Below are 567 nucleotides of genomic sequence, written 5' to 3' on the forward strand. Positions count from 1 at the left end.
GCAACGCATTGCACTGGGTTTCCCCATTCGGACATCGCCGGCTATATCGCTTCATATCAGCTTACCGACGCTTTTCGCAGATTAGCACGTCCTTCATCGCCTCTGACTGCCTAGGCATCCACCGTGTACGCTTATTCGCTTAACCTCACAACCCGAAAAAGTCTCGGATTGTTCAGCTTGAGAGACTCCCCAATAATACCTTGTCGATATTACTGAGTGTTTCAATTTTTCAGCTTGTTCCAGATTGTTAAAGAGCTTATATCGCTAAACAGATTCCTAAAATCCGCTTAAAGACACATCGACAACGCCTTTCACCCGTTATCCTGCAAGTGGCGTCCCCTAGGGGATTCGAACCCCTGTTACCGCCGTGAAAGGGCGGTGTCCTAGGCCTCTAGACGAAGGGGACCCTATGGTCGGCTTCGCAGACTCCCTTGCTCTCGACTTTCATCAGACAATCTGTGTGAGCACTGCACTTAACCTATCTCAGGTAAGGAGGTGATCCAACCGCAGGTTCCCCTACGGTTACCTTGTTACGACTTCACCCCAGTCATGAGCCACAAAGTCGGT

The 567-nt window shown here is 50.1% G+C and carries 1 tRNA gene and 2 rRNA genes; all 3 read right to left on the reverse strand.

Annotated elements, in window-relative coordinates:
• A 23S ribosomal RNA gene (locus C6H66_RS25515) occupies window positions 1-145 on the reverse strand; the annotation flags it as partial.
• Between the two features lie 185 nt (window positions 146-330).
• Window positions 331-406: transfer RNA gene (locus C6H66_RS25520), tRNA-Glu, on the reverse strand.
• Window positions 407-488: 82 nt separating this feature from the next.
• Window positions 489-567: ribosomal RNA gene (locus tag C6H66_RS26530) — 16S ribosomal RNA — on the reverse strand; the annotation flags it as partial.

Origin of the sequence: Photorhabdus hindustanensis (genome assembly GCF_002968995.1) — a bacterium.
GTDB lineage: Bacteria > Pseudomonadota > Gammaproteobacteria > Enterobacterales > Enterobacteriaceae > Photorhabdus > Photorhabdus akhurstii.